22 protein-coding genes and 1 pseudogene are annotated in these 25595 nt (G+C 70.7%); 14 read left to right on the forward strand and 9 right to left on the reverse strand.

The window, feature by feature from the left end; all coding sequences use genetic code 11:
- Positions 1-67 precede the first annotated feature (67 nt).
- Positions 68-1729, reverse strand: coding sequence for an AMP-binding protein (locus PV396_RS02990; RefSeq protein ID WP_319200637.1), 1662 nt, complete (start codon positions 1727-1729; stop codon positions 68-70).
- 172 nt (positions 1730-1901) lie between these two features.
- Between PV396_RS02990 and PV396_RS02995 the strand changes: the two genes are divergently transcribed.
- Positions 1902-3068, forward strand: a complete 1167-nt coding sequence (locus tag PV396_RS02995) for an acyl-CoA dehydrogenase family protein (RefSeq protein ID WP_319199991.1) — start codon at positions 1902-1904, stop codon at positions 3066-3068.
- Positions 3065-3463, forward strand: coding sequence for a RidA family protein (locus PV396_RS03000; RefSeq protein ID WP_319199992.1), 399 nt, complete (start codon positions 3065-3067; stop codon positions 3461-3463). Before PV396_RS02995 ends, PV396_RS03000 begins: the two co-directional genes overlap by 4 nt.
- Before the next feature lie 15 nt (positions 3464-3478).
- Here the strand turns inward: PV396_RS03000 and PV396_RS03005 are convergent, their stop codons facing one another.
- A complete protein-coding gene (locus PV396_RS03005) occupies positions 3479-3667 on the reverse strand; it encodes a DUF5999 family protein (protein ID WP_319199993.1) in 189 nt (62 codons plus the stop codon).
- Between the two features lie 303 nt (positions 3668-3970).
- On the opposite strand from PV396_RS03005, the gene PV396_RS03010 reads away from it, so the two are divergent.
- Positions 3971-4468: a DUF6299 family protein gene (locus PV396_RS03010; protein ID WP_319199994.1), complete on the forward strand. Its 498-nt coding sequence runs from the start codon at positions 3971-3973 to the stop codon at positions 4466-4468.
- Positions 4469-4847: 379 nt separating this feature from the next.
- On the opposite strand, the gene PV396_RS03015 is transcribed toward PV396_RS03010, so the two are convergent.
- Positions 4848-5696 carry a M4 family metallopeptidase gene (locus tag PV396_RS03015; RefSeq protein WP_319199995.1) on the reverse strand — a complete coding sequence of 283 codons (849 nt, stop codon included), beginning with the start codon at positions 5694-5696 and terminating at the stop codon, positions 4848-4850.
- Positions 5697-6165: 469 nt separating this feature from the next.
- Between PV396_RS03015 and PV396_RS03020 the strand changes: the two genes are divergently transcribed.
- From PV396_RS03020 to PV396_RS03050, 7 genes are all read left to right on the forward strand, one after another.
- On the forward strand, positions 6166-7350 hold the full coding sequence (locus tag PV396_RS03020; RefSeq protein WP_319199996.1) for an FAD-dependent oxidoreductase: 1185 nt from the start codon (positions 6166-6168) through the stop codon (positions 7348-7350).
- Entirely contained in the window at positions 7347-7658 is a 312-nt protein-coding gene (locus PV396_RS03025) for a (2Fe-2S)-binding protein (protein WP_319199997.1), read from the forward strand. The genes PV396_RS03020 and PV396_RS03025 overlap by 4 nt, the downstream gene beginning before the upstream one ends.
- Positions 7642-9057, forward strand: a complete 1416-nt coding sequence (locus tag PV396_RS03030; protein WP_319199998.1) for an FAD-dependent oxidoreductase — start codon at positions 7642-7644, stop codon at positions 9055-9057. Before PV396_RS03025 ends, PV396_RS03030 begins: the two co-directional genes overlap by 17 nt.
- Before the next feature lie 98 nt (positions 9058-9155).
- Entirely contained in the window at positions 9156-10055 is a 900-nt protein-coding gene (locus PV396_RS03035; protein ID WP_319199999.1) for a dihydrodipicolinate synthase family protein, read from the forward strand.
- A 54-nt stretch (positions 10056-10109) separates the two neighbouring features.
- Positions 10110-11111 (forward strand): proline racemase family protein, encoded by a 1002-nt coding sequence (locus PV396_RS03040; RefSeq protein ID WP_319200000.1) that lies wholly within the window; start codon positions 10110-10112, stop codon positions 11109-11111.
- 63 nt (positions 11112-11174) lie between these two features.
- Positions 11175-11846 (forward strand): GntR family transcriptional regulator, encoded by a 672-nt coding sequence (locus tag PV396_RS03045; RefSeq protein WP_319200001.1) that lies wholly within the window; start codon positions 11175-11177, stop codon positions 11844-11846.
- A 56-nt stretch (positions 11847-11902) separates the two neighbouring features.
- Positions 11903-13999: a SpoIIE family protein phosphatase gene (locus PV396_RS03050; RefSeq protein WP_319200002.1), complete on the forward strand. Its 2097-nt coding sequence runs from the start codon at positions 11903-11905 to the stop codon at positions 13997-13999.
- Positions 14000-14140: 141 nt separating this feature from the next.
- Here the strand turns inward: PV396_RS03050 and PV396_RS03055 are convergent.
- A pseudogene (locus PV396_RS03055) lies at positions 14141-15397 on the reverse strand (lanthionine synthetase LanC family protein); the annotation flags it as partial.
- A gap of 122 nt (positions 15398-15519) precedes the next feature.
- On the opposite strand from PV396_RS03055, the gene PV396_RS03060 reads away from it, so the two are divergent.
- The gene (locus tag PV396_RS03060; protein ID WP_416071322.1) at positions 15520-16044 is read left to right on the forward strand and encodes a MarR family winged helix-turn-helix transcriptional regulator; all 525 of its coding nucleotides are present in this window, start codon (positions 15520-15522) and stop codon (positions 16042-16044) included.
- Positions 16045-16094: 50 nt separating this feature from the next.
- Here PV396_RS03060 and PV396_RS03065 read toward each other — a convergent pair whose 3' ends face one another.
- Positions 16095-16853 (reverse strand): DUF4142 domain-containing protein, encoded by a 759-nt coding sequence (locus PV396_RS03065; RefSeq protein WP_319200003.1) that lies wholly within the window; start codon positions 16851-16853, stop codon positions 16095-16097.
- A 221-nt stretch (positions 16854-17074) separates the two neighbouring features.
- On the opposite strand from PV396_RS03065, the gene PV396_RS03070 reads away from it, so the two are divergent.
- Complete coding sequence (locus PV396_RS03070) at positions 17075-17569, forward strand: MarR family winged helix-turn-helix transcriptional regulator (protein WP_319200004.1); 495 nt, start codon at positions 17075-17077, stop codon at positions 17567-17569.
- A 73-nt stretch (positions 17570-17642) separates the two neighbouring features.
- Here PV396_RS03070 and PV396_RS03075 read toward each other — a convergent pair whose 3' ends face one another.
- The 4 genes from PV396_RS03075 to PV396_RS03090 form a co-directional block, all read right to left on the reverse strand.
- Positions 17643-19310, reverse strand: a complete 1668-nt coding sequence (locus PV396_RS03075) for a CocE/NonD family hydrolase (protein WP_319200641.1) — start codon at positions 19308-19310, stop codon at positions 17643-17645.
- A gap of 176 nt (positions 19311-19486) precedes the next feature.
- Positions 19487-21871 carry a carbohydrate binding domain-containing protein gene (locus PV396_RS03080; RefSeq protein WP_319200005.1) on the reverse strand — a complete coding sequence of 795 codons (2385 nt, stop codon included), beginning with the start codon at positions 21869-21871 and terminating at the stop codon, positions 19487-19489.
- On the reverse strand, positions 21868-22458 hold the full coding sequence (locus tag PV396_RS03085; RefSeq protein WP_319200006.1) for a hypothetical protein: 591 nt from the start codon (positions 22456-22458) through the stop codon (positions 21868-21870). Before PV396_RS03085 ends, PV396_RS03080 begins: the two co-directional genes overlap by 4 nt.
- A 650-nt stretch (positions 22459-23108) precedes the next feature.
- On the reverse strand, positions 23109-23810 hold the full coding sequence (locus PV396_RS03090) for an SDR family oxidoreductase (protein WP_319200007.1): 702 nt from the start codon (positions 23808-23810) through the stop codon (positions 23109-23111).
- 153 nt (positions 23811-23963) lie between these two features.
- On the opposite strand from PV396_RS03090, the gene PV396_RS03095 reads away from it, so the two are divergent.
- The gene (locus PV396_RS03095; protein WP_319200008.1) at positions 23964-24533 is read left to right on the forward strand and encodes a TetR/AcrR family transcriptional regulator; all 570 of its coding nucleotides are present in this window, start codon (positions 23964-23966) and stop codon (positions 24531-24533) included.
- A gap of 119 nt (positions 24534-24652) precedes the next feature.
- Positions 24653-25468, forward strand: coding sequence for an oxidoreductase (locus tag PV396_RS03100; RefSeq protein ID WP_319200009.1), 816 nt, complete (start codon positions 24653-24655; stop codon positions 25466-25468).
- Positions 25469-25595: the final 127 nt, after the last annotated feature.

A 25595-nucleotide genomic window follows, 5' to 3' on the forward strand; every position in this document is an offset into this window, starting at 1 on the left:
GATCACTGCTCGTCGCCATTTCCGCTGGTCAACTACCCTCGGCGGTTGATTTCTGGTCAAGATCACTTCAACCCCGCAGCCGGAAGCGCTGAAGCTTTCCCGTCGCCGTCCGTGGCAGCGCGTCCAGGAAGACGATCTCGCGCGGACACTTGTACGGGGCCAGCTCCCCCTTGACGAACGCGCGCAGCGCCTCCGCATCCCGTCGTACGCCCTCCCTGAGCACGGTGTACGCCACCACGATCTGTCCGCGCACCTCGTCCGCCCGTCCCACCACGGCCGTCTCCACGACGTCCGGATGGCGCAGCAGCGCCTCCTCGACCTCCGGTCCCGCGATGTTGTACCCGGCCGAGATGATCATGTCGTCGGCCCGTGCCACGTACCGGAAGTAGCCGTCGCCCTCCCGGACGTACGTGTCCCCGGTGATGTTCCAGCCGTCCCGCACATACGCGGCCTGGCGCGGATCGGCGAGATATCGGCACCCGACAGGGCCTCGTACCGCGAGCAGGCCGGGCGTACCGTCCGGCACCGGCTCGCCGCTCTCGTCCTGCACGCGCGCGTGCCAGCCCGGCACCGGAATCCCGGTCGTGCCGGGCCTGATGTCCTGGTCTGCCGCCGAGATGAAGATGTGCAGCAGTTCGGTCGCGCCGATACCGTTGATCAGCCGCAGGCCGGTGCGCTCGTACCAGGCCTGCCAGGTGGCCGCGGGCAGGTTCTCGCCCGCCGAGACGCAGCGGCGCAGCGAGCCGGTGTCGTACGCGTCCAGCTCGTCGAGCATCGCGCGGTAGGCGGTCGGGGCCGTGAACAGCACCGACACGCGGTGCTCGGAGATGGCCGGCAACAGCTGCTGGGGACCCGCCTGTTCGAGGAGTAACGCGCTCGCCCCGGCTCGCATCGGGAAGACCACGAGCCCGCCGAGCCCGAAGGTGAAACCGAGCGGCGGGCTGCCCGCGAACACGTCGTCGGCGCGCGGTTTCAGTACATGCCGCGAGAACGTGTCCGCGACGGCGAGCACGTCCCGGTGGAAGTGCATGCACCCCTTCGGGCGGCCCGTGGTGCCGGACGTGAACGCGATCAGCGCCACGTCGTCGGCAGCGGTGTCCACGGCCGGATACGGCGTGCCGGGCACCGGACGGTTCAGCAGGTCGTCGAGACCGTGACCGCCGTACGGCATGATCCGCAGCCCCGGTATCGCCGCCTCGGCGAGGTCGTCGAGGGCCCGGATGTCGCACAGGGCGTGGCGCACCTGAGCGATCTCACACATCGTACGCAGCTCGTGCGGACGCTGCTGGGCCAGCACGGTGACCGCGACCGCGCCCGCCTTCAGCACCGCCAGCCAGCAGGCCGCGAGCCATGGAGTCGTGGGGCCGCGCAGCAGGACCCGGTGGCCCGGCACCACCCCGAGATCCCGGGTCAGGACATGCGCGACCCGGTCGACACGGGTACGCAGCTCGCCGTACGTCCACACCTCGCCGGAGGCGGTACGGAACACCGGGCGCCCCTGATCGTCACCGGCGCCGTCCAGCAGCTCGGCCGCGCAGTTCAGCCGGTCCGGGTAACGCAGCTCGGGCAGGTCGAAGTGGAGGCGGGGCCACTGGTCCGGGGGCGGGAGACGGTCGCGCGCGAAGGTGTCGACATGGGCCGAGGGGATCCGGCGGGCGGGGTCGGCGCGGTCCTCGAGGTCCGCACGGTCCTCGGGACCCCCGCCGTGTCCGGGCTGCCTCGGACACATGGGCTGCACAGACTGCATGGGCTGCATGGGGTCCATGGCGGTTCGCCCCCTTGCCGTGTGGGCGTAGTGGTGGGCTCGCCCTAGGAGCGTATCGTGTTGGTGACGGCAGTCAATGGTGCGCGATACCGTCGGGGTGGGGTCGCGAACGACGGCCCCGGAGAGAGGACCGGCGATGCCCGCATTCTCGCTCGAACCGGCACAGACCGTCTGGTGCGCGGAGCTGCGCGCGCTGGCCGCCGACCGGCTGCGCCCGCTCGCCGACAAGGGCGAACCGGGCCGCGTCAACCGTCCCCTCGTCGCCGAACTCGGCCAACTCGGCCTGCTCGCCCGGCTGTTCACCTCCGGTGCGCTGGACCTGTGCCTGATGCGCGAGTCCCTCGCCCACGCCTGCACCGAGGCGGAGACCGCCCTCGCCCTCCAGGGCCTCGGCGCCCACCCGGTCCACGCCCACGGCACCCCGGCCCAGCGCGCACGCTGGCTGCCCCGGGTGAGCGAGGGCAGCGCGGTGGCCGCGTTCGCACTGAGCGAGCCCGGCGCGGGCTCCGACGCGGCGGCCCTCTCCCTCACGGCCACCCCGCACGGCTCCTCCGGCTGGCGCCTCACCGGCGAGAAGTGCTGGATCTCCAACGCCCCCGAGGCCGACTTCTACACCGTCTTCGCCCGTACGACAGCGGGGGCCGGGGCCCGTGGAGTCACGGCCTTCCTGCTTCCCGCCGACCGGCCGGGCCTCACCGGCACCGCCCTCGACATGCTGTCCCCGCACCCGATCGGCGCCCTCGCGCTGGACGCCGTACCGGTCACCGAGGACGACGTCATCGGCGAACCCGACCGTGGATTCCGGGTCGCCATGGGCACGTTGAACCTGTTCCGGCCGAGCGTCGGCGCCTTCGCGGTCGGCATGGCCCAGGCGGCCCTGGACGCCACCCTCAGCCACACCCGCCGCCGGGACGCGTTCGGCGGCAAGCTGATGGACCTCCAGGCCGTCGCCCACCAGGTCGCCGAGATGGCTCTGCGCACGGAGACGGCTCGCCTGATGGTCTACGCGGCAGCGGCGGCGTACGACGAAGGCGCCGAAGGTGTCCCGGCGCGCGCCGCGATGGCGAAGCTGCTGGCCACCGAGACCGCGCAGTACGTCGTCGACGCGGCCGTCCAACTGCACGGCGCGCGAGCGCTGCGACGCGGCCATCTCCTCGAGCACCTCTACCGGGAGGTACGGGCGCCGCGTATCTACGAGGGGGCCAGCGAGGTCCAACGGACGGTCATCGCCAAGGAGTTGTACCGGCAGCCGCAGGCGACGGATGCGATGGATGCGACGGATTCGGCGGAGGAGGTCCGGTGACCGCCGAGCGGGTCAACCCGCCGGACCTCGCGCCGCCCGTGGGTTTCTCGCACGCCGTCGTCGCCACCGGCTCCCGGCTGGTGTTCCTCGCGGGACAGACCGCGCTCGACGACGGCGGGAAAATCGTGGGGGACACCCTGCCCGAGCAGTTTGAGCGGGCCCTGGGGAATCTGCTCGCCGCACTGCGCGCGGCCGGCGGTACGCCCGCTGACCTGGCCCGAGTCACCGTGTACGCCACGGACGTCGCCGACTACCGCGTCCAGGCCTCACAACTCGGCCGTATCTGGCGGAGGTTGGCGGGACGTGACTATCCGGCGATGGCGGTCGTCGGCATCGTAAGGCTCTGGGACGAGCGGGCCCTGGTGGAACTCGACGGCTTCGCGGTGCTGCCGTAGCGAACCAGAGGTGGTTCAGGCAGCGGTCGCCAGACGGTGCGGCAGGATCACGCTGCCGTCGGGCAGCAGTTCGCCGGTGTCGTCGAAGACGATCGCGCCGTTGCACAGGAGGTTCCAGCCCTGCTCGGGGTGGAAGGCGACGATGTGCGCGGCGTCCCGGTCGGGACGGTCGGCCGAGGGGCACGGGGGCTGGTGTGAACACATGGTGTGCCTCCGGATCGGATGCTGGTGCTCGGGTGGCGCTTCCTTGCCACTTCCTTGCCACTTCCGACGATGCCCGGGCCCGGGGCCGGTGCCAAGTCGTGTCGAGGAAGCGTGACAGCACACGGACGTGCTGTGACACCACCCTGACATTCGGAAGAGATACGCGGTCCGAAAAGCTCCCGAATCCGCAAAGCGGGGCAGTCGGCGCGCACGACTCGCCGACGAAGGGGTGATGATCACGCGCGCGAGCGCGCGGGGCCAGTACCTGTGGAGTTCCCCCCGAGTCCCCCAGGAGGTTCTCCCATGGCATTTCCCCGCTCCCCGATTTCCCCGATCTCTCCGGTCTCCCCGATCTCGTCCCGCTCGGCTCGCTCGGCCCTCTCCCGCGCCGTGGCCGTCGCCGCCGGTGTCGTGCTGCTGGCAGTGTCGCCCGCCGTGGCGGCGGCCCAGGCCGCCGACGAGGGATTCGACCAGGTGACGGTCGAATCCGGCCGCATCACGCCCGACGGCGAGCTCACCCTCGCCGGCAGCTACCGCTGCCTCAGCACCGGCGACTCCGTCCGCGTCGCGGCCTCGATCGAGCGCGGCGAGAACGTCTGGTACGGCATGGACAGCGTCCCCGCGAGCTGTGACGGCTCCTGGCACCAGTGGTCGAACACCAAGCCCACCGAGCCGGGCGCGTACGAACCCGGCCCGGTGCGGGTGAAGACCAGCCTGGTGGAGTTCCGCCGCACCGGCTTCATCCCGATGCCGACCGTCCACTCGGAGCAGATCCAGGAAGTCGTCCTCACCGAGGCCTGAGACGCGGACAACAGGGCCCTCTCCTCAGGGCAGGGCCCTGTCGACTGGCTGTCATGCCGGATGGGAGCCCGGTCCTTCCCATGCGACCTCGCAGGTGTCGCAGTTCCAGTGGAAATGCTGATGAGTCCGGCTCCTGCGCGGCACGAGCTTTCTCACCGTTCTCTCGCACGACCAGCACGCGGCCAGGATCTCTATGTGGTTGTTGTCGAGAGCCGCGGTCACGGTCGGCGAATCCGGTGATGAAACAGTACTCAAGATCAATTCCTCATACACGCAGTGCTATAGATATTTGCCTATTGAACCACATTCGTGAAATTGGCTTTCCTGATCATGGGTGAGGGCCCGCCAGTCACTGGCGGGCCCTCACCCGTGATCAGGACTAGATGATGCCGACGTCCCGGAATGCCGATCGCACCGTTTGCGGGGCGTGCCTCGCCACCTTGCTCTCGCGGGCGAGAATTCGTGCCTGTGCGCTGAGAACTGCTGCCGCGTCCTCGAACTTCGCGGTCGACCAGAGGTTCTGCAGCCCCGCGTACCAGATCTGGCCGGCGTGGGCGGTGCCGATCTCGGACGCCACCAGATAGAACGCCCGGTTGGGGATACCGCTGTTGATGTGGACGCCCTGGTTGTCCTCGGGTCCCGCGAAGTACTTGTTCATGTGCGCCGGCTGCGGGTCCTTCCCCATGGTGGGGTTGTCGTAGGCGGTGCCGGGGTGAGCCATCGACCGAAGGGCTTCGCCGAACAGCTCCTCCGCCATCACCTCGTCACCGATGAGCCAGTTGGCGGTCCCCGCGTCCTCTTTCCGCATCCGCTGCTCGATCAGGCTTCCGAACACGTCGGCGAAGTGCTCGTTGAGGGCTCCGGACTGGCCCTGGTATTCCAGGTTCGCGGTGTACTGCACGACGCCGTGCGTCAGTTCGTGCCCCATGACGTCGGGCGACTTGCAGAAATCCGTGAAGATCGTTTCGTCGCCGTTCCCCAGGACGATGTTCTGGTTGTCCCAGAAAGCGTTGTCGAAGTCGACGCCGTAATTGACGTAGACGTTGATGCTCATGCCGCGGTTGTCGATGCTGTCCCGGCCGAACGTGTCGACGTAGAAAGAGCGCACCTCGCCGACGTGGTCGTACGCCATGTTCGCGTTCTTGGGGCTGCCGACCGCCGGGTCGCTCTCCCCGCGGACCTGTTGGGCCAGGGCCAGGTCCCACTGGTTCTTGGAGTCGTGGACCACTCGGTCTGATTTACCCGGACGGGGTGTAGTCAGCGCTGCGAGGTTGATTGCGGCGCGGGCCCTTTCGTCCCGGAACTGCGTGCTGGCAGTCGCCGACAGGGTGGCCGGGTGTGGCTCCCTGGTGTCCATTCCCGTGGCTTTGGCGATGTGATTGAGAATGTGCGGGGGGACGAACTGGCACTTCGGGCCGCCATGACTGGGGCATCGCATGCGACAGAACCTTTCGGTCGGGTGAGTGGGGGGATATGTCAGGGTTACCACGTCGGCGGGTGACGACTGATCAGTCGCTGTGCCAATCCCCCACGCCTGTCACCCCTATGGCTCTGCGAGGGGTACGGGAGTTCCGCGGTTCGATGTCGGCGAGCCGGGCGTCGGCGGGGACGGCTACGGCTGCGACGACGCCCGGCGAGGCGGCGAGTCGAGCCCGGGCGCCCTTGGCACGGTCAGGAGTATGTGACATTGTACTGACGTGAGCAAGCGACTGACCTGCGATGTTGTGGTCATCGGTGCCGGAATGGTGGGCGCCGCATGCGCCCTGTACCTCGCCCGGGCGGGCCTCACGACCCTCGTCCTCGACCGGGGTCCGGTGGCCGGCGGCACCACCGGCGCCGGGGAGGGCAACCTGCTCGTCTCCGACAAGGAGCCGGGGCCCGAGCTGGACCTCGCGCTGCTCTCCGCACGGCTCTGGCACGACCTCGCCGGCGAACGCGGTCTCGGTGGCGCCGTCGAGTTCGAGGCGAAGGGTGGGATCGTCGTCGCCTCCGACGCGGCGGGCATGGCCGCGCTGACCGGCTTCGCCGCCGGGCAGCGGGCGGCGGGAGTCGAGGCCGACATCGTCGACGCCGCCCAACTGCGCGACCTGGAACCGCACTTGGCCCCCGGCCTCGCGGGCGGCGTCCGGTATCCGCAGGACTGCCAGGTGATGCCCTCCCTCGCCGCCGCCCATGTCGTCCGGGCGGCCCGGCGGGCCGGGGCCGAGCTCCGCACCGGTACGACCGTCACCGGCATCCTGCGCGCGCCGGACGGCTCGGTGTGCGGCGTCCGGACGGCGGGGGACGGCGACATCCACGCCCCGGTCGTCGTCAACGCGGCCGGCACCTGGGGCGGCGAGGTCGCCGCGCTCGCCGGCGTCCACCTGCCCGTGCTGCCCCGCCGGGGCTTCGTCCTGGTCACCGAACCGCTGCCGCCCGGCACCGTCCGGCACAAGGTGTACGCCGCCGACTACGTCGCCGACGTCGCCAGCGGTGACGCCGGGCTCCAGTCCTCGGCGGTCGTCGAGAGCACGGCCGCGGGCCCGGTGCTGATCGGCGCCAGCCGCGAACGCGTCGGCTTCGACCGGACCTTCTCCCTGCCCGTCGTACGCCGACTGGCCGCCCAGGCCACGGCCCTCTTCCCGCTTCTCGGCACGGTCCACGCGATGCGCGCCTACCTGGGCTTCCGTCCCTATCTGCCGGACCATCTGCCGGCCATCGGGGCCGATCCCCGGGCGCCGGGGCTCCATCACGCGTGCGGTCACGAGGGGGCGGGGATCGGGCTCGCGGTCGGCACCGGGCACCTGATCGCGCAGTCGCTGACGGGCCGGACCCCCGATCTGGACCTCGCCCCCTTCCGGCCGGACCGCTTCGAGGAGACGAAGGAGGCAGGGCCACGATGAGGAAAACCCCCCTGGAGCTGGCCCAGGCACATCCCGGACCGGCGCACAGGGTCACCGTCGACGGACGGGAGATCGCAGCGCTGCCCGGTCAGACCGTCGCCGCCGTGCTCTGGTCGCAGGGCATCACCTCCTGGCGCAGTACCCGGGGTGGCGGGGCGCCGCGCGGGATCTTCTGCGGCATCGGCGTCTGCTTCGACTGCCTTGTCACCGTCAACGACCGCCCCAACCAGCGGGCCTGCCTCGTCCCGGCAGCGCCCGGCGACGCGATCCGCACCCAGGAGGGAACCGGTCATGACGACCTCGGCTGAACCTTCTCTGGCTGTCATCGGCGCCGGTCCCGCAGGCCTCGCCGCCGCGCTGACGGCGGCCGACCGGGGCGTACGGGTCGTGCTGCTCGACGCGGGCGCGCAGGCCGGCGGGCAGTTCTACCGGCAGCCCGCGGCGGTGCTGAAGGCCCGCAGACCGCAGGCCCTGCACCACGCCTGGGGCACCTGGAAGAAGCTCAGCGCCCGCCTCGCGGCCCATGTCGCCGCAGGTCGGGTCGATCATCTGGCGGATCGTCATGTGTGGTTTGTGGAGCGGCAGTTCGGGGGTGGGGGCGGGTTCGGGGTACACGCTCTCCTCGGTCCCGCACAGACGGAGTCGCAGACCGTCACCGCCGACGCCGTCCTCCTGGCCACCGGCGGCTACGAGAAGGTGCTGCCCTTCCACGGCTGGACCCTCCCCGGTGTGGTCAGCGCGGGCGGCGCACAGGCGATGCTCAAGGGCGGCCTCGTCCTGCCAGGCCGGACAGTGGTCGTCGCCGGGACCGGGCCGCTGCTGATGCCGGTCGCGGCCGGCCTCGTGGCGGCGGGCGCCGAGGTCGCCGCGTACGTCGAGTCCACGCACCCCGCCGAATTCGTACGGCACACCGCGACGCTCGCCGCCAACCCGGCGAAGGTCGCGGAGGCCGCCCGGTACGCGGCCCAACTACTGCGCCACAAAGTGCCGGTGACGGTACGTCACACAGTCGTCGCGGCGCACGGCACCGACCGCGTCGAGGCCGTCACCGTCGCCGCCCTGGATCCGCACGGCCGGGTACGGCCGGGCACCGCGCGACGGATCGCCTGCGACACCCTCGCCGTCGGGCACGGCATGCTCGCCCACACCGACCTCGCCGAGACCCTCGGGTGCGCGATCGACACCACCGGGGACCCCTTCGTCGTCACCGACGCCGAACAGCGCACCGGCATCGACGGTGTCTGGGCGGCGGGCGAGGCCACCGGTATCGGGGGAGCGGCGCTCGCCCTGGCCGAGGGCGAGCTCGCCGGGCACTCGATCGCCGCCCGCCTGAAGGGAGTTGAGCCTCACCCCGCCGACCGGGCGAGGGCCGCCCGGACCCGTACCCGGCTGCGGAGGTTCTTCGCGGCCCTCCACACCGCGTACGCCCCGCCCGCGCACTGGGTGGAACAGGTCGCCGACGACACCGTCCTCTGCCGCTGCGAAGAGGTGACGGCGGCCGAAGTCCGGGAAGCCGTCGATGAGTTGGGCGCGACCGACCTGCGGACCGTCAAGCTCCTCACCCGGGCCGGCATGGGCTGGTGCCAGGGGCGGATCTGCGCACCCGGCGTCGCAGGGATCGCGGGCTGCCCTGCCGGGCCGGCGAAACGGCCGTTCGCGAGGCCGGTCCCGCTGGGTGTGTTGGCCCAGGAGCCCGGACAACCATGAGGTCCACGTCGTCTGCGGGTCCGTTGTGGCTGGTCGCGCAGTTCCCCGCGCCCCTATAGGGCGTTTCCCCAACCCGGATTCCGAAAGCTGAGGCACCCATGAGCAGCACCGCCCCCACCCCCGTCTGGCGAGGCGTCCTCGTCGCCACCGCGCTGCCGCTGAACGACGACCTGAGCGTCAACTACGACGCGTACGCGGACCATTGCCGCTGGCTCGTCGAGAACGGCTGCGACGGTGTCGTACCGAACGGCTCGCTCGGCGAGTACCAGGTGCTCACCGTCGAGGAGCGGGTGAAGGTCGTCGAGACCGCGGTCGCCGCGATCGGCGGGGACCGGGTCATGCCCGGTGTCGCCGCCTACGGCTCCGCGGAGTCCGCCCGCTGGGCCGCGCAGGCCAGGGACGCCGGCTGCGCCGCCGTCATGCTGCTGCCGCCCAACGCCTACCGCGGCGACGAGCGTTCGGTGCTCGCGCACTACGCGGCCGTCGCCGAGGCCGGTATCGACATCGTGGCGTACAACAACCCCATCGACACCAAGATCGACCTCACCCCCGAACTGCTCGCCAAGCTGCACACGGCCGGGCTCATCAAGGGCGTGAAGGAGTTCTCCGGGGACACCCGGCGCATCTACCAGATCCAGGAACTCGCCCCGGAACTCGATGTGTTGATCGGCGCCGACGACGTCCTGCTGGAGCTGGCCACGGCCGGCGCGGTGGGCTGGGTCGCCGGTTACCCCAACGCCCTGCCCCGGGCGACGGTCGAGCTGTACCGCGCCGCCGTGACGGGCGACCTGGCCACCGCCCTGCCGCTCTACCAGCAGCTGCACGCCCTGCACCGCTGGGACTCCAAGGTCGAGTTCGTGCAGGCGATCAAGCTGTCGATGGACATCGTCGGCAGGCACGGCGGCCCCGTCCGCCCGCCGCGCATGCCGCTGCTGCCGGACCAGGAGAAGGCGGTCCGCGAGGCCACCGAGAAGGCCGTCGCGCTGGGCCTCGCCTGAGGCACGAGGCACGAGGCACGAGACACGACCCCCACGACCTGAGAGGATCGCCGTATGCGCAGCAAGCTCGTCCTGCACGCCGTCGACTCGCACACCGAGGGCATGCCGACCCGCGTCGTCACCGGGGGGATCGGCACGATCCCCGGCGACACGATGAACGAACGCCGGCTGTGGTTCCGCGAACACCGGGACGACGTACGGCACTTCCTGATGGACGAGCCGCGCGGGCATCCCGCGATGAGCGGGGCGATCCTCCAGCCGCCGACCCGGCCCGACTGCGACTACGGCGTGGTCTACATCGAGGTCTCCGGCTATCTGCCGATGTGCGGCCACGGCACGATCGGGGTGGCGACCGTGCTCGTCGAGACCGGCATGGTCCCGGTGGTCGAGCCGGTCACCACGATCCGCCTCGACACCCCCGCCGGACTCGTCGTCGCCGAGGTGGCGGTGGAGAACGGCGCGGCGAAGGCGGTCACGATCCGCAACGTGCCTTCGTTCGCGGTGGAGTTGGACCGCAAGGCGACCCTCGCCGACGGGCGCACGGTGACCTACGACCTCGCCTTCGGCGGCAACTTCTACGCCATCCTGTCCCTCGACGAGTTCGGCCTGCCTTTCGAGCGCGAGCGCAAGGACGACATCCTCGCCGCCGGGCTCGCCCTGATGGACGCGATCAACGACGCGGAACCGCCCGTACACCCCGAGAACCCGACCATCAACGGCGTCCACCACGTCTACCTCGCGGCCCCCGGCTCGAACGCGGTCCGCTCCCGCCATGCGATGGCCATCCACCCCGGCTGGTTCGACCGCTCGCCCTGCGGCACCGGCACCTCCGCCCGGATGGCGCAGCTGCACGCGCGTGGTGAACTCCCGCTGCACCAGGACTTCCTGAACGAGTCGTTCATCGGCACATCGTTCACCGGGCGGCTCGTCGAGAGCACGGAGGTCGCCGGACGCCCCGCCGTGGTGCCGACGATCACCGGCCGCGCCTGGATCACGGGCACCGCCCAGTACCTGCTGGACCCGGACGACCCGTTCCCGGCCGGCTTCGTACTCTGACACCGCCACCACAAACCGGCGAGACGAGATCTCGCGCGTCCCGAGTTCCATCCAGGAGAGCCCATGGCCGCTCAGCGCACCGGCCCCGCCCTGCCCAGCATCGGCGGGCCCCGGCCCAGTTACCGGGCGAGCGTCGCCGACGCGCTGCGGGCCGCGCTCGTCGCCGGTGAGCTGCGGCCCGGCGAGGTCTACTCGGCGCCCTCGCTCGCCGCCCGCTTCGGCGTCTCGGCGACCCCGGTGCGCGAGGCCATGCTCGACCTGGTCAAGGAGGGCATGATCGACCCCGTGCCCAACAAGGGTTTCCGGGTCACCACCGTCTCCGAGCGGCAGCTCGACGAGTACACCCACATCAGGTCGCTGATCGAGATCCCGACGACCGTCGGCCTCGCCGCGACCGCCGACCCGGCCGCGCTGGAGGCACTGCGCACGCACGCGGAGGAGAGCGTGGCCGCGGCGGACAGCGGCGACCTCATCGCCCATGTCCAGGCCGACCGCCGATTCCACCTCGGTCTGCTCGCCCTGGCCGGCAACCAGCACCTGGTCGAGGTCGTCGGCGACCTGCGCAAACGGTCCCGCCTTTACGGGCTGACCGCGCTGGCCGAACGCGGTCTGCTGAAGTCGACCGCCGAGGAGCACTTCGAGATCCTCGACGCGCTCCTCGCGCGGGACGCGGAGCGCGTACGGGCCGTGATGACCCGGCATCTGGGGCATGTGCGGGGCGACTGGGCCCACTGAGCGCGTTCGGACGTGTTCGGTTGTTGCCGTTCGGGCGGGGGGAGGACACTGATTCCATGGTCTCCGCGCACGCTGACGACGAACATCAGGACGGACGCGACCTGGTGGAACAGGCGTTCCGGCAGGCCTCGTACTCGATGTCGGTCTTCGACATCGAGCAGCGGTACCGGCGGCTCAATGACGTGGCCTGCCAGGTGATGGGCGTCGACGAGGACGTGCTGCGCGGCCAGGTCTTCCCGCACGGCGTTCCGGAGGACGTGGACTGGCGCGGCACGCTGCAGGCCCTGAAAGACGTGGCCACCACGGGCGAACCCGCGCACTACGAGAGCTTCACCCGGGCGCCCTCCGGGATCCGCGAGCACGCCTGGAACCTGGAGCTGTGGCCCGTGCGGGACGCCTCCGGCGAGGTGTGCGCGGTCGGCATGGCCGGGTTCGACAGCAGCGAGCAGCCCTGGGCGCGGCAGCGGCTGGCGGTGCTCGACGAGGCGGCCGTGTCGATCGGCACCAGCCTGGACCTCGACCGCACCGCCCAGGAACTCGCCGACCTGGTCGTGCCCCGGTTCGCCGACTTCGCCGGCGTCGACCTGCTGGAGGCGGTCATGCGCGGCGACGAGCCCGCCGACGCCGGCCCGGACGGCGAGGTCGTGCTGCGCAGGGTCGCCCACGCCACGGGTACGGAGTGGGGGCCCGGGGCCGTGCTCGGCCTGGGCAGCACCGACACGTACCCGCCGTACTCCCCGCCCACCCGGGCGCTGCGCACCGGGCAGACGGTGCTCAGCCGCAGCGGGGCCGCCGACTTCGACCAGTGGATGGCGAGTGCGCCCGTACGGGCCCAGAGCCTGGGCGGAGTCGTCGTCACCTCGCTGGTGGCGGTGCCGCTCATCGCGCGCGGCACGACACTCGGGGTGGCCGTCCTGCTGCGCACCCGGTCCGATGTCTTCAACGAGGACGACTTCGTGCTGGCGAAGGAGCTGGCGAGCCGTGCCGCCCTGTGCGTCGACAACGCCCGCCGCTTCACCCGTGAGCGGACCACCGCCCTCGCCCTCCAGGAGAGCCTGCTGCCGCGCGGGCCGTCCCGGCAGTCGGCGGTGGACGTCGCCTCCCGCTATCTGCCCGCCGACTCGGGCGCCGGGGTCGGCGGCGACTGGTTCGACGTCATCCCGCTCTCGGGCGCCCGCGTCGGCCTCGTCGTCGGCGACGTGGTCGGCCACGGCATCCAGGCGTCGGCGACCATGGGCAGACTGCGTACGGCGGTCCAGACCCTCGCCGACGTCGACCTGCCGCCCGACGAACTCCTGGCCCACCTCGACGACCTGGTCCTGCGTCTCGCCGCCGACGACGACAACGCCACCGGCGGCGCCCGGGTGGCCGTCGGCGCCACCGGGGCGACCTGCCTGTACGCGGTGTACGACCCGGTCTCCCGTGAGCTGACCGTCGCCAGCGCGGGCCATCCGCCGCCCGTGCTGGTCCTGCCGGACGGCGAGACGCGGGTCGTGGACGTGGGCGTCGGTCCGGTGCTCGGGGTGGGCGGGCTGCCCTTCGAGACCACCGAGATCCAGTTGCCGGAGGGCACCCTCGTCGCCCTGTTCACGGACGGCCTTGTCGAGGCCGCCGAGCCCGACCCCGACCTCGGGATCGCCCTGCTGGCCCGGACCCTCGCGGCCGGTCACCGCGCGGGGGCCTCGCTGGAGGACGGCTGCGACCAGGTCCTCTCCGCCCTGCTGCCCGAGCATCCCGACGACGACGTGGCCCTGGTGCTGGCCCGCACCCGTGCGCTGGACGCCGGCCAGGTCCGCGTCTGGGACCTGCCGGCCGACTTCGAGGTGGTCGCCGAGGCACGCAGGCATGCCGTCGCCCAGTTGGAGCAGTGGGGCCTCGATGAGGCCGCCTTCGTCACCGAACTGGTCGTCAGCGAACTGGTCACCAACGCCATCCGCTACGGCGCCGACCCGATCCAGCTCCGGCTGATCCACGACCGCACACTCATCTGCGAGGTCACCGACGGCAGCTCGACCTCACCACACCTGCGCCGAGCCAGAACCTTTGACGAGGGCGGCAGGGGCCTCCTGCTGGTAGCCCAGCTCACCACCAGCTGGGGCACAAGACACACCAGAACCGGCAAAACAATCTGGGCGGAACAGTCCCTGACATGAGCGACCTGCCTCGGGTGCGCTCAGCCCTCGGTCCGGCCCCCCCGCCGTACGCAACCGCCCCGGTACCGCCCACCACTGGTCGGGGCGGTCCACCACCGGTGACCGCGGTCCTGTTTCCAGGAAGCGGGACAGCCGTAGGAGGTACGCCGCGATGCCCGCCGCGCCCTGCATCCATGTGGTGTTCGGGGGCAGCAGCGGCGGCTCCTTGCGGTACTCGACGAAGCGCCAGCGGGTGCCCGCTGCGTCTCTCACCGCCCGCTTCGCCAGCGCGTCCCCCATCGTGCGGGCCCCCCGCACCAGCGTCGCCGCCGTGGCCGCGTCCGTGCAGTCCTGTGCCGCGTCCAGGAGTACGTCGCCCACGCCCGCCGTGCCGCAGCAGCGGCCGTCGTTGTCCCAGAACCCGGGGCGCAGGCGCTCCGGGAGGCCCGAGGTGAGGATCGACGTCAGACAGCGCTGCCGCAGCTCGCCGACGCCATGACCCGCCACCTCCGTCACGCCCGCGTGGGCCAGCGCCGTGAACAGGTGCGAGGTGCCCGCCGGGCCGTGGCACCAGGTGTACGTCACCGGCTCCACCTCCCGCTTCGACGGCGGGATCGTGTGCGGAACGACGAAGCCGCCGTCGTCCAGCGAACCCACCGACAGCACATGCCGGGCCCCCTGGACCGCGGCCTCGACGAAGTCCTCCCTGCCAAGTGCCGCCCCGGCAACGGCCAGCGCGGAGGCCACCCCGGCCGTGCCGTGGGAGTAGTTGGGCGCCCGCCACTCCGTAGTGGCCCCGATGCCCCAGTCCAGGCCCGCCGCCGTACGGTCCGCCACCCGCAGCAGCGCCTCGCAGCCCGTCGTCGCGATCGACTCCGCGAACTCGCCGCCCGCCCAGACCGCGGTCAGCACCACACCGGCGCTGCCCATGATGATGTCGTTGAGGGGCGCGTCGGACCCGGCCTCGAACTGCACGGTGGTCCGCCAGCCGTCGGGTGTCGCCAGCTCCGCCAGCCGTCGCAGCGCCACCGACTCCGTGCCCGGGGCGAGCAGCCGCAGCGCCGTCGCATCGCCCGCGAGACCGTCGTACAGCGACGGTTCCGTCCGCTCCGCCGCCTTCGCCGACAGCCTCGCCACGATGCCGGCCGCCAACGACCGCTCCCGGTCGGTCGGTTCGCGGTAGCGGGCGATCTCGGCCAGCACGGGGGCGAGGCCCGCGATGCCCGCGTACAGACAGTCGCGGTCCTTCCCGGGCGCGATGTCCGAACCGTCCCGCGCCGCGTCCTCGGACACCGTCTCGGGCAGCCAGGGGCCGTCGTCCTCACGGACCTGGTCCAGCACCCACGACCAGGCGTCCTCGCCGAGTTCCCGGTATCCGTCGTACGAATTGTTCGAGGTGCTCGCGTCGTTGTCCGGCATCCGGTCACGTTACAACCGCCTGATCACCGCCGGGGGTTCCGGTCCGCCGTGACGGTCCGGGGTGAGGAAATCTGTTCCCCTCGCGTGCGGGAGCGGTCGCTCCGGCACGGTAGAAAGGAACCATGGGCGTGCACGAGACCCCCGCAGGGGACATGGACGATGTTGACGCGGTGACCCGTGCGGTGCTGACCGCGTCGCGGCTGCTGATGGCGGTCTCCGCCCGCTCCCTCGCCGAGGTCGAGGAGGGCGTGACGCTCCCGCAGTTCCGGATGCTGGTCGTCCTGTCCACCCGCGGTGACACCAAACTGGTCACGCTCGCCGACCTGCTCCAGGTGGCCCCGTCGACCGCGATGCGCATGGTCGACCGGCTGATCGCGGCAGGCCTCGCCGAACGGCACCTCAACCCCGACAACCGCCGTGAGACACAGCTCGGCCTCACCGAGGAGGGGCGTCGCACGGTCGAGGACGTCATGGCCCGGCGGCGGACCGAGGTCGCGGCGATCGTGGCACGCCTCGCCCCGACCCAGCGGGCTGCACTAGTCGAGGCGCTCACTGCCTTCAGCGAGGCGGGCGGCGAGCCCCCGGCCCCGGCGGCGGACGACACGGAGCCGCACCCGCTCGGCTGGGCGGACACGGTGATCGTGTGACGCCGTGCCCGGCGGCGGAGGGCACCCGGGCCGATCGGATCCCGCCCCTCTCAGCCCGCTGACGGCGACGGAGCGGACAGCCCCGTCGGGGCCGGGGCTGCCGTGTTGATGTTCAGGTCCGGGCGTGGGGTGAGCGCGACGATCGGCGCGCCCTGCAGGGGCGGCGGTGGGGTCGTGTCGTCCTTGGGCAGCTTGGGCGGCGTGCTCTGCTGGAAGTTCACCTGGGAGATATTGACCAGGCCGGTGTTCTCCAGCACGGTCATGTGGTCGAGGACGGTGTCGTTGGCCAGGTCGGCCAGCGCCCGGACCATGACGTTCTCGGTGGTGGCGCGGATCTTGGCGATGGTCGGGAAGATCTGACCGTGGGTCACCCGCATGATGGTGACCGCGGTGGAGTCGAACTGTTTCCCGGTGGCCGCGTCCGCGGTGGCCACGAACTGCTGCTGTTGCGGCGAGGCCTGGTTGGGCAGGGTGACCCCCAGCTCCGGGGCGACCTTCCGGCACATCTCGTCGAGCCCCGCGTGACCGACGATCAGGTGCTTGCCCGCCTCCCTCATCTCCGGACTCGTGCCCCGCTGCATCGCCATCTCGCCCAGCGGGTACTCCCACAGCCCCGCCGCGCGCACCTTGACGATGAAGTCCCGGTCGGCCTCGGTCAGCGGGCCGTAGCGGGTGTTGGCGACGATCCGGTTCGGTGAACTCGTCGTGTTCTGCACCCCGACCATGGCGGGGTAGGCCAGCGCGGCGAGGGTCAGACCCAGCGCGCCGAACACGAACAGGTTTCCGGCCTTCTTGGCCGAGATGGGCATGGGACCTCCTGGTGTGAGCGGTCGTACGCCAGGAGGTACGGAAGTCAGCACGGATTCGATCATTGCTCAGGGTAAATTTTGCACTCTGCTAAATCTGGCCCTCCTTCCCAGGGGCTTCCAGGGGCTTCCAGGGGCTTCCCGGGGGGCGGTGCGCTCCACTGCCGGATACACGGCATGATCGGTGGATGCGAGCTGCGGAGAACGAGGGACGAGGTGGTGACATGGCCGAACCGGCGGAGTTGTCTTCGCCTCAGGAAGCCGCGAACAACGCGTTGGTGCTGGCGTTCGGGCGGTTGCAGGGCGCGGCGAACCGGCTCGAGTACATCCTCGGCCGGTCTCTGGAGCAGGAGTGCGGCATCAGCCACCTCATGTTCGAGGTGCTGCTCATCCTGGGGCGGGCGGGAGGGCCGGGGCTGTCCATGCGGGCCGTCGCCCAGGAGCAGGTGCTGACCACGGGCGGGGTGACCCGTCTGGTGGACCGGATGGCGGCGGCCGGGCTGGTCGAGCGCGCCGAGGACCCGGACGACCGGCGCGGCCGGCTGGTACGGCTGACGCCGCTGGGGGAGGAGACCGTCGTACGGGCGTCCCGGCTCCACGTGGAGAACATACGCCGCTACTTCGTGGCGCCACTGCCGCCCGAGGACTTCGAACGGTTCGCCGAGGACCTGCGCATCCTCAGCCACTCGGCACGGGACGAGCTGCCCCGCCTGCCCTGACGTCGAGCCGGGTGTCGATCGTCGCGAGGCCGGCCAGGTGGGAGGGGGGCGCCTCCCACCATCGCGCCGCTGCTCAGGCCCGAGCCACCACCGGCAGGACGATCCGGGACGGTCGGGCGGGGTCGTGGAAGACCTGCTGTCGGGCCACCCGGGCCGTGGTCGCGCTGTCCTCGGGTTCACCCGTGTTGAGGTTGCGGTCCCAGCGGGGGAAGTTGCTGGAGGTGACGTGCAGGCGTATGCGGTGGCCTGCCCGGAAGACGATGCTGGTCGACCACAGGTCCACGACATGCTCGGCCGCCTCGCCCGGCGTCGCCGCGCGCACCCGCACGACGCCGTCGGTGACATTGCGGGAGACACCCTTCTCGTCGACGTCGCACAGCCGTGCCACCCAGTCGGTCGAGGGCCCGTCCGTGGCGGCGAAGAGCACGGCCTTGACGCGGCCGGTGACCTCGAGGTCCTCGGCGAGGGGTTCGGTCGTGAAGACCAGAACGTCCTCACGCGCCTCCACGTCCCGCTGGTCGAGGGGCCCCGGACGGAACTCGTCCGTCATCAGCAGCGCCCCGCCGGTGGTCCGCACCGGGTCCATCGGGTCGTAGGCGTACTCCTCGGGTTGCTCGGCGGCAGCCGGCGGCTCCTGCGTCAGGCGTCCGTCCGCGCGCAGGTGGAAGTCCGTGTCCACGGCCCGCGACAGAGGCCATTCCGTCTCCTCGCGCCACTGGTTGACGCCCATGACGAACAGCAGCACCTTGCCCGTGTCCGGCTCCAGAGCCTCCCCATGGCCGATCGTGCGCTGGAAAAAGTCGAGCTGGAGGCCGTTCAGAGGTCCGCGCATGCCCATGAAGGCGGAGTTCGCGGCGAACCCGAAGTTGACGTCGCCTATGACGTGCTGCTGGTTGGCATGAGACCACGGACCCATGATCAGCGTGGCGGACCGGCCGGCGCGGCGCATGCCGGAGAAGTTGTCGAGTGTGCCCTGGGTGAAGATGTCGTACCAGCCGCCGACGTGGAAGGTGGGCAGGTCGACCTCGTCGTGCCGGCCCGCGACCCGACACGTGCGCGCCCAGCCGGGCTCGCGCCGGGAACGCTCGTAGCCCAGCTCGGGAAGGTCGTGCCGGGCGAACGCGGGGTATCGCCCGGCGGGCAGTTCGCCGTAGCCGCCGTCGGCCAGGCCGTCGAGATCCTGCACGAGACCGCCGATGCCGCCGACGAGCGCGGCAGGGTCGGCGCCGTGCCGGCGCATCAGGGCGTCGGCGCCCATCATGAGGGTCCAGGGCGCGGTGATGCCGAGCTCGATCGCGCCCCCGCGTGTCCACAGTCCGTCGTCCGGGTCGGACCATGCGACGACCGGCGCGATCGCCTTCAGCTCCGGTGGCTTGGCCAGGGCCGCCATCCACTGCGTGTGGCCGAAGTAGCTGGCGCCGATCATGCCGACGGAGCCGTTCGCGCCGGGAAGGGCGGCGGCCCACCGTACGGTGTCGTACCCGTCGTTCTCCTCGTGGGTCCACGGGTCCCACTCTCCCTCGGAGGCGAACCGGCCACGGGTGTCCTGGATGACCACCATGAAGCCACGCCGGGCCGCCGTCAGGGGATCGAGGACCGCGACCGCCAGGGGCATCTGCTTCCCGTACGGCAGCCGGCTCAGCAACACCGGCCACGGTCCCGTGCCTCCGGGGCGGTAGACATCGGCGCGCAGCACGGTGCCGTCACGCATCTCAGCCGGAACATCGAACTCGATCTGCATCTCTGTCACGTACTGCTCCTGTGCGGGCGACGACGCTGTCACGCGACATGGTCGGCCCTCGTCCGCGTCACGCACCACACCCGAACGGGGGTGACCGTGGCACCGGCAGTACGGTCACGCCACAGGCGTGGGCGTCCCGCACGGTCCTGGCCCGTGCGGGACGCCCACGCCGTCGGTCACTGCTGGGTCAGGGTGACCTCGTCGCAGTAGCCGTCGCCGCTTCCGGAGACGAGGTGGCAGTAGATACGGGCGGAGGTCACGCCCGCGGCGGTGGTGAACGTCGTCGACTGCTTCGAGTAGGTGCTCGACGTGGTCGACGCACTCGTGACGGCGCTGCCGTTGTACAGCTTGGCCTCCAGTGCTGTCGTCGTGCCGGCGGTCTGGCTCGCGAGGGAGCCGGTCAGCCGGTAGGTGGTGTTCGGCGTGAGGCCGGTGATGATCTGGAACAGGGAGGCCGAGCTCAGGGACGCGTTGGTCAGCCCGGCGGCGTTGCCGTTGGCCGCCGTGCCCGTGAGCGAGAAGTCGCCGTTGCGCCAGGGCACGGTGTGACCGGACTCGAAGTTGCCGTTGATCGCGTAGTTCCTGACGGGGGTCACGGCCATGTCGTCGCAGTAGCCGTTACCCGTGCCCGAACTCTTGTAGCAGTACAGCCGCACGGTGTTGTTCGTCGCCCCGGTGGTGAAGTCGGCGGAGACGAACGTCCAGGAGGTGCCGCTGGAGCTCGCCACCGTTTCCAGACCACCGGTGTTCTTGACGCCGACGTTCATGACCTCGCCGGCGACCGCCGACTTCACCCAGCCCGAGACGCGGTACGTCGTCCGGGGCGCGACGGGGACGGACTGTTCGAGCGAGGCGGGCGACGGCCCGACACGCCCCGCGTAAGTCCCGGAGTGGGCGCCCGTGCTCACCACCGAGGCGGAGTTCCACGCGCTCCAGCCCGAGGTCGTCCCCTTCTCGAAGCCGAGGTTCTCGTTGGCGAGGCAGGTCGCGTCGGAGGGCGTGCTGAACTGGTCGGCGCCGATGTCGGGTGCGCAGGTCGCGGGGACGGTCGAGCCCCAGTAGTCCTTGCCGCCGTTGTTCGGTACGACGACACCCGCGCCGATGGCCGGCGACGACGCGGTGAGCTGGTAGCCCGCGACGCTGTTGATGCCCGTACCGCCGCTGCCGGGCGAGGAGAGCAGCGGATCCGCCGTGATCTTCCCCGGGTCGGAGGGCTCGCTGGCCGGGTGGTTGCCGTAGAAGAGGTTGTTGCGCCAGGCGAAGTTCGAGGCCGGCTGGCCCGCCGTGTAGACGTAACCGCCGCTGCCCAGGTTGTAGATGATGTTGTTGGCGAGCGTCAGGTCGTTCCAGGCGCCGGTGACCTCGAGGACGTTGGCGGTGGAACCCGACGGCAGGTAGATGGTGTTGTTGTAGAACGCCGAGTCCTGCGAGCCGTCCATGGTGATGGCGCGCAGACGGTCGTCCTCGCTGACGTTGTAGCGGACCACCGCGTTGCTCGCGAGGTGCGATCCGCCGCCGCAGCCGCAGAAGAGGATGAACCCTCCCGCGTTGTCGTGGCTGTAGTTGTACTGGACGACGGTGCCGTCCTGTCCGTAGTCGACGTCGAAGCCCTGGCCGTCGGTGTTCCCGGTGTTCTTCTGGGTCCCGTACGCCTCGTTGTACTGGATCACGGTGCCGTCGGAGTCCCAGGCCCAGATGCCGGCGTTCGCCGCGTTGGGGGCCTTCGCCGCGTTGTAGACGACGTTGTGCTCGATGAGGGCGTTCTGCGACATCTGGACGACGATGCCGTCACCGTCCGTGTCATGGACGGTGTTGTTGTGGACGACGACGCCGCTCCAGGGAGTCCAGGCCGGGTTGTTGCAGCCTATGGACTGACGGCAGAGCCAGGTGCTGGACATGTTGATACCGCTGCGGGCGATGTTGGCCACGGTGTTGCCGTCGATGTCGACGTCGTTGAAGGCGCTGGGGGTGGTGGTCCCGATGACGGAGAAGAGGATTCCGGCGCTGCCGTCGACCTCCTTCGACTGGTTGCCGTTGACGTCGTGGATGTTGAGGTTGCTGACCTTGTAGTGGTCTCCGGTCCCGAAGTTCTCGAGGACCACGTAGACGCCGCGCCGCGCGTTCGCGCCCTTCACGGCGCCGGTGTTGGTCACCTCCAGATCGGAGATCTCCCAGTACTCCTGGTTGTACAGATAGATCGCGTCCGTGCCGCCGCCCCCGGCGATGACCGGCAGGGCGCCGGTGCCGTAGGCGCTCATGGTGATCGATCCGCCGGCCGCGCTGCCCGAGCCCAGCGGGTGCAGCAGGCCGGTGCAGGTCGTTCCCCGCTTGAACAGCAACTGGTCGCCGGGGGCGAACGTCGTCGCGTTCGGGCCCGCCAGCGAGTTCCACGGCGCGGAGGAGGTTCCGGTCCCGTTGGACGCCGCCGAGCAGTCCACGTAATACGCCGAGCCCGCCGCGTGGGCCGGGGCGGCCGGTGTCAGGGCCACCGCGGCGCAGGCGAGCAGCATGGTGACGACCGCGCCTACGAACAGCCGTCTGATTTCTGCGACTTGTCTCATGGTGCTTCTTTCCGTACGACATTGTCGGAAGGGGTGGAGGGGCTCGCCGTCGCCTTGCGGAGTGCGGCGACGAGGGCCTGCGTCGGAGCGGCCTGGTTCGACCATTCGGCGGCGACGTGTCCGTCGGCCCCGATCAGCAGGGTGTGGAGTTGTCCGTCCGTGGGCGGTTGCGCACCCACGGATGCGGAGTCCGCGGCGACCACGAGTTCGGGCGGGAGGGCCCAGTTCGCCGCGAAGTTCTGGAGGGCGGATTCGGTCGTGTGCCCGTCCGAGTCGGTGACGAGGACCCGGACGTCGGGGTACTGGAGCGCCACGCTCTTGAGCGACGGGATCTGACTCCGGGCCGTCGCCGCGTCGACGTCGCCCTGGTCGTCGATGGGCAGGGCCGAGACGATGGTCGGGCCGGAGACCGAGATCCGGTCCCCGTCGAGCAGGGTCACACCGGAGTCCGCCGGCACCTCGGCCCGGCACGCGCCGACGAGCAGGAGCGCGGCGGCGACGACGGGGATCATCCCCGCACGACGGACCCTCACGGCCACGCTTCGGCGAACGGGGTCGCGGAACAGGGGGCGGGCAACGGCTGTCATCGGTTCTTCCCAGGAGTGAGTACGACGGTGCCCCAGGACACCGGTCTGCGGTCGTGCGGTCGGGCGTGCCCGCCGATGGAGGGCACGGAGATGTGGGGGCCCGGAGACGTGCGGGCCGTGCGCGCACCGATGTCAGTGGACCGCGGGTGCGACTGTGGTCGCGTCGGCGGCGAGCCGGGAGCGGCTCCTCGGCCCGGTTGACTTCGCGTCAACTGTGGCCGACATCCAGCGATATCGATATGACCGGCTTCATGGGCTCTGCTCGGACTTGATGGGTTATTTCCGTCTGAGGAAACCGGTTGACTGAAACTTTCGCGAACGTTAAGTTGCGTTACGAGGACGTGTCAAGAGGTCAGAACCCGCCATTCTCGGCCCGCACCGCCGGACCGGGGCGAGACCGGCCGGGGAGGGGGAGCGCACGCGTCAGCGGCCTCGGCCTGGTCGGATGGTCCTTGGAAGGACCACACGATCAGGCCGAGGCCGCTGGATGCCGGGCGAGAGAGTGCCCAGGTGACCTATTCGGATTCGAGGTACATGGAGGCAGAGGTCTTCACAGCCGGCCGCCGGCCGGACGCCCGCTCCGCCCCGGCGACTGCGACGCCAGGAGCTGCTCGGCCCCCGGCCGCGCTCGGCCCCCGGCCGCGCTCGGCCTACTTCGCGAGCTGGGGGTAAAGCCCGGCCGGATCCGCGGCCAGGCCGGCCTTGACCTGCCGTGTGATGTCGTCGCCGAGCACCTCGTACGCTCCCGTCTCCACCCCGTCGAGGGCCTGTACGGCGATGTCGCGGGCGTCTGCCTTGGGCGCGTCGACGCCGGCCGTCAGGTCCGTGTCCACGTACCCCATGTGCAGTCCGGTGACGGAGATACCGCGCGGCTGCAGCTCCAGGCGCAGGGAGTTGGACTGCGACCACAGGGCGGCCTTCGCGGCACCGTAGGCGCCGCCGAGGGCGATCCAGGAGAGCACGGAGTGCATGGTGAGGATGTGTCCGCCGCCGTTGCCCTCGATGACCGGCACGAAGGCGCGGGTGACCAGCAGCGGGCCGTAGAAGTTGGTCTCGAACTCCTGGCGGACGTCCTCGACCGGGGAGTTGAGGAAGGAGGCGCCGTTCGAGCCGCCGGCATTGTTGATCAGTACGGTGACGTCCTGGGCCTGCGCGACCGCTGCAGCGACGGAGGCCGGGTCGGTGGCCTCGAGGGCGACCGGGACGGCGTCGGGATGCGTCACGGTGCGCGGGTCGCGGGCGGTGGCGTAGACCTTGCCCGCGCCGCGCACGTAGAGCTCCTCCACCAGGGCCTTGCCTATGCCACGGCTGCCGCCGGTGACGAACACGTTGGCGCCCTTGAGTGCGGTCATGACTGCCTCCACGAAAAGAAGAATGAGAAACCGATCGGTTTCCAGCACAGTAAACCGATCGGGTTCTCAATGCAAGCCCGACGGGAGGGGGGTGGGGGTGAGGTCGGAAACCGATCGGTTTTCATTTCGTCCGATTCGAGTTAATCTCGCAACATGACCACCGAACTGAAACCAAGCCCCAGGGAGCGGCTGCTGGAGGCAGCGGCCAGGCTCACCTATCGAGACGGCGTCGGCGTCGGCGTCGAGGCGCTGTGCAAAGCGGCCGGAGTGTCGAAGCGCTCCATGTACCAGTACTTCGACAGCAAGGATCAGCTCCTGGCGGAAAGCCTGAAGGGAGGTGCTGCCGCGTTCGCCGCGGCTCTCCTGCCCCCGGCGGGCGACGACCGGGCGCCCCGCGAGCGCATCCTGCACGTCTTCGACCAGGTGAAGGCGCAGGCGGGCGCACCCGAGTTCCGCGGCTGCCGGTATCTGGCCGCGCAGATCGAGCTCAAGGATCAGGGGCACCCCGCGAGCCGGGTCGCCCTCGAGGTCAAGGAGAACCTGACCGGCTATTTCCGTGCCGAGGCCGAACGGGGCGGGGCGAGCGACCCCGACCTGCTGGCCCGGCAGCTCAGCCTGGTCTTCGACGGCGCCAGCGCCCGCGCCGGGATCGGCGCCGACAGTCTGCCGGGGCTCATCGCGCCCACGGTGACCGCACTGCTCGATGCGGCAGGCGTGCGCTGACGGATCGGCGGCAGGCGTGCGATCTCTCCTCTCCTGCTTGGCTTGCGTGCGGAAACCGATCGGTTTACGGTGTGAGGAGTGCGGAAACCGACTGGTTTCTCGATGGTGAGGAGTGCGTGATGACGACGGATCGACCGGTGGCACTCGTGACGGGTGCGTCGTCCGGCATCGGCAGGGTGACCGCGTCCGCGCTGGTCGCGGCGGGGTTCGACGTGGTCGGCACGGGTCGTGACACATCGCGCGTCACTCCGCTCGGCGGTGTGACGTTTCTCGACCTCGACGTGACCAGCGACGCGTCGGTCACCGGCGTGGTCCAGCAGGTGATCGCTCGGTTCGGGCGGATCGACGTCCTCGTCAACAACGCCGGCGTCGGCTCGACGGGCGCGGCCGAGGAGACCTCCGTCGCACAGGCCCAGTCCGTCTTCGACACCAACGTCTTCGGCGTCGTGCGGCTGGTGAAGGAGGTCCTGCCTCATATGCGTGCCGCGCGACGCGGGCGCATCGTCAACATCTCGTCCGTACTCGGGTTCATACCCCAGCCGTACATGGCCGCCTACGCCGCCTCCAAGCACGCGGTCGAGGGCTACACCGAGTCCCTTGACCACGAGGTCCGTGATCACGGCGTCCGGGCGCTCATCGTCGAACCCGCCTACACCAGGACCGGGTTCGAGGCCAACAGCGCGAAGCCGGAGACGCCCCTGCACGCCTACGCCAAGCAGCGGCAGGCCGTCGACCGCGTGCTGGCGGATGCGGTCAGGAACGGCGACGACCCCGCCGTCGTCGCCAAGGCGATCGTCGCGGCGGCGACCGACGCCAGGCCGAAGCTGCGCTACACCGCGGGTTCCATGGCCGGACGCGTGAGCGCACTGCGCCGATTCGTCCCCGCCCGGGCCTTCGACAAGCAGATCCGCAAGATCAACCAACTGACCGGCTGATGCCGGGAACACCGTTGCGCGGCGGGTACCCGACCGCGCGCACAAGCGGAGGTAAGGATCCCATCTGACCGCACCGCCTGCCACGACTGCTGCGGCGGCCGCGGCGGAACCGGCACCCCGATGTGCC

The sequence above is a fragment of the Streptomyces sp. ME02-8801-2C genome (assembly GCF_033793965.1).
In the GTDB taxonomy this organism is placed as follows: Bacteria; Actinomycetota; Actinomycetes; order Streptomycetales; family Streptomycetaceae; genus Streptomyces.

Excerpts from the sequence above, each read along its gene's own strand:
- PV396_RS02990 (WP_319200637.1), bottom strand. The coding sequence starts at position 1,729 with ATGTGTCCGAGGCAGCCCGGACACGGCGGGGGTCCCGAGGACCGTGCG.
- PV396_RS02995 (WP_319199991.1), top strand. The coding sequence starts at position 1,902 with ATGCCCGCATTCTCGCTCGAACCGGCACAGACCGTCTGGTGCGCGGAG.
- PV396_RS03005 (WP_319199993.1), bottom strand. The coding sequence starts at position 3,667 with ATGTGTTCACACCAGCCCCCGTGCCCCTCGGCCGACCGTCCCGACCGG.
- PV396_RS03010 (WP_319199994.1), top strand. The coding sequence starts at position 3,971 with ATGGCATTTCCCCGCTCCCCGATTTCCCCGATCTCTCCGGTCTCCCCG.
- PV396_RS03025 (WP_319199997.1), top strand. The coding sequence starts at position 7,347 with ATGAGGAAAACCCCCCTGGAGCTGGCCCAGGCACATCCCGGACCGGCG.
- PV396_RS03030 (WP_319199998.1), top strand. The coding sequence starts at position 7,642 with ATGACGACCTCGGCTGAACCTTCTCTGGCTGTCATCGGCGCCGGTCCC.
- PV396_RS03035 (WP_319199999.1), top strand. The coding sequence starts at position 9,156 with ATGAGCAGCACCGCCCCCACCCCCGTCTGGCGAGGCGTCCTCGTCGCC.
- PV396_RS03040 (WP_319200000.1), top strand. The coding sequence starts at position 10,110 with ATGCGCAGCAAGCTCGTCCTGCACGCCGTCGACTCGCACACCGAGGGC.
- PV396_RS03045 (WP_319200001.1), top strand. The coding sequence starts at position 11,175 with ATGGCCGCTCAGCGCACCGGCCCCGCCCTGCCCAGCATCGGCGGGCCC.
- PV396_RS03050 (WP_319200002.1), top strand. The coding sequence starts at position 11,903 with ATGGTCTCCGCGCACGCTGACGACGAACATCAGGACGGACGCGACCTG.
- PV396_RS03060 (WP_416071322.1), top strand. The coding sequence starts at position 15,520 with ATGGGCGTGCACGAGACCCCCGCAGGGGACATGGACGATGTTGACGCG.
- PV396_RS03065 (WP_319200003.1), bottom strand. The coding sequence starts at position 16,853 with ATGCCCATCTCGGCCAAGAAGGCCGGAAACCTGTTCGTGTTCGGCGCG.
- PV396_RS03070 (WP_319200004.1), top strand. The coding sequence starts at position 17,075 with ATGGCCGAACCGGCGGAGTTGTCTTCGCCTCAGGAAGCCGCGAACAAC.
- PV396_RS03075 (WP_319200641.1), bottom strand. The coding sequence starts at position 19,310 with ATGCAGATCGAGTTCGATGTTCCGGCTGAGATGCGTGACGGCACCGTG.
- PV396_RS03080 (WP_319200005.1), bottom strand. The coding sequence starts at position 21,871 with ATGAGACAAGTCGCAGAAATCAGACGGCTGTTCGTAGGCGCGGTCGTC.
- PV396_RS03085 (WP_319200006.1), bottom strand. The coding sequence starts at position 22,458 with ATGACAGCCGTTGCCCGCCCCCTGTTCCGCGACCCCGTTCGCCGAAGC.
- PV396_RS03090 (WP_319200007.1), bottom strand. The coding sequence starts at position 23,810 with ATGACCGCACTCAAGGGCGCCAACGTGTTCGTCACCGGCGGCAGCCGT.
- PV396_RS03095 (WP_319200008.1), top strand. The coding sequence starts at position 23,964 with ATGACCACCGAACTGAAACCAAGCCCCAGGGAGCGGCTGCTGGAGGCA.
- PV396_RS03100 (WP_319200009.1), top strand. The coding sequence starts at position 24,653 with ATGACGACGGATCGACCGGTGGCACTCGTGACGGGTGCGTCGTCCGGC.